Raw genomic sequence first — 2,261 nt, forward strand, 5'->3', positions numbered from 1 at the left:
CAACGCGGGCACGGCCGCGACCGGCGCGATGGCGGTCGGGGTCTCGGGTTCGGTGGTGGTGGTCAGCCCCATCACGAACAATGCGGGGAGGACGGCGATGGCAGGTACCGCCCAGACCTTGCGACCCCGCGCGGGCGACGAGCGCAGGTACATGACTCCGGCCCCGACCAGCAACGCGCCGACGAGCACCGCACCGAACTCGAACGAGGCGATTGCCCCGATCAGAAAAAGTGCACCGAAAACAATTGCGACCCAAGCGAATATCTTCCCGAACAGGGGGCGGCGAGGCGTCTGTGGCTCGGATGCCGGGCGCTGAAAGGGTGGCGGGTAGGCGCTGGTCATGTCGAGAGTCCGTTCGGTTCACGAGAGGTGTCGATGTCGCGACCGAGATGTCACCCGCGAGACCGGAAGCAACCGTCTCGTTCTATTCGAACCGGTCGGTCGCATTTCCATTCACCATGTCGCACCGACCGGGTTCGTCGTTACATCCCATAGCAGAATGCCAACGGCCCTGTTCATCCCGCAGAATCTGTCGGAGGCTCGAGTAGGGTCGTCACGAGCCCGAAATCGGGCATCGATACGAGCAGGCAGGGGATCGCAACGGTGTTGACGCTCCACCGCGCCGAACGCGCCGGAACACTCGCGGCTGCACTCGCCGACATCCTGTCCGTACCGTTGGACGATCCGTTCGTACCCGAGATCGTGTCGGTCCCGGCGAAGGGCGTCGAGCGGTGGCTCACGCAGCGACTGTCGAGCACTCTGGGCGGTTCGGACGGCGACGGCATCGCCGCGAACATCGAATTCCCGAGCCCGACACGGTTGGTATCGCGCGCCATTGCAGCGGTCGACGACATCGACCCCGACGACGACCCCTGGGCTCCGGGCCGGGTTCTCTGGACCGCGCTGGATGTGATCGACGAGTGCCGCACCGAGACCTGGGCGGCCGTGCTGTTCAAGCACCTCGGTGCAGGTTCCGAGGATCACCGGGCGGGACGCCGCTGGTCGACGGCATCGCACGTGGCAGAACTGTTTCGCACCTACGGATCTCAACGTCCCCAGATGCTGCGCGACTGGTTCGACGGTCGTTTCACCGACGGACTCGGCGGCGATCTCGACGAGGACCTGCTGTGGCAACCGCGAGTGTGGGCCGCGATGCGCGAGCGGATCGGCAGCCCGAGCCCAGCCGAACGACTACCGCAGACCTGCGCACGGCTTCGGGACGCACCGGAGTCGGTGGACCTACCGAGCCGCTTGTCGGTATTCGGTCCGACCCGGCTGGCAACCGATCAGCTCGAGATATTGAGTGCGCTCTCGCAGGCGCGCGACGTGCACATCTGGGTTCCGCATCCCAGCCCGTCGATGTGGCGCACCCTTGCCGAGATTCCTGCGGTGACGCGCCGCCGAGACGACACGACGGCTCTGGCCGTCGAGCACCCCCTGCTGGCCGGCCTCTCGCGAGACGTGCGAGAACTCCAGGCCACGACCGCGTCGGTGGCGACGCACACCGTGCATCACGAGGGCCCGGAAACAGCGAAGACCCTGCTCGGTCGAATTCAAGCGGACATCACCGCCGATTCGCCTCCATCTCCCGAGTTCGACGACGGCACAACGTTGGTGGACGGATCTGTGCAGATTCACGCCTGTCACGGTCCGGCTCGGCAAGTCGAAGTGTTGCGTGAGTCGTTGTTGCATCTGTTCACCGACGACCCGACGCTCGAACCACGGGACGTGCTGGTGATGTGCCCGGATGTCGAGACCTATGCGCCGCTCATCCGCGCGAACTTCGGGCAGGCGGCGCTGGTGCATCCTGGACACCGGTTGCGTGTGCGCCTGGCCGATCGGGGCCTGCGCCGCACAAACCCAGTCCTCGACGTCATCGCCACGGTGCTCGACTTCTCGGAGGGCCGGGTGACGGCGAGCGAGCTGTTGGACTTCGCCGCGAGCGGTCCGGTGCGGGAGAAGTTCTCGTTCACCGACGACGATCTCGAGCGCCTGCGCGAGTGGGTGACGAGCTCGGGTGCTCGCTGGGGATTGACAGTTCGTCAACGAGAAGCGTATGGCTTGAACGGTTTTCGGCAGAACACCTTCAAATCGGCACTCGATCGCATCCTGCTGGGAGTGGCCGCGGACGAGACGCGAAACGAATACCTCGACCTCGCACTACCTCTCGACGATGTGGACAGCAACGACATCACCCTCGCCGGCCGCTTCGCCGAACTCGTGGACCGGCCAGTGCTCGGAGCACCGAGGCGAGCCGGTCC

The 2,261-nt window shown here is 65.7% G+C and carries 1 protein-coding gene and 1 pseudogene; one reads left to right on the top strand and one right to left on the bottom strand.

Annotation, left to right across the window (positions count from 1 at the left end; genetic code table 11):
- Positions 1 to 342 (bottom strand): annotated as a pseudogene (locus tag RHBS_RS27085) (hypothetical protein); the annotation flags it as partial.
- A gap of 261 nt (positions 343 to 603) precedes the next feature.
- Between RHBS_RS27085 and RHBS_RS27090 the strand changes: the two are divergent.
- On the top strand, positions 604 to 2,261 hold a 1,658-nt coding region (locus RHBS_RS27090; RefSeq protein WP_145977642.1), incomplete at its 3' end, for an exodeoxyribonuclease V subunit gamma.

It is taken from the genome of Rhodococcus sp. BS-15 (assembly GCF_000813105.1).
Taxonomy (GTDB): domain Bacteria; phylum Actinomycetota; class Actinomycetes; order Mycobacteriales; family Mycobacteriaceae; genus Rhodococcoides.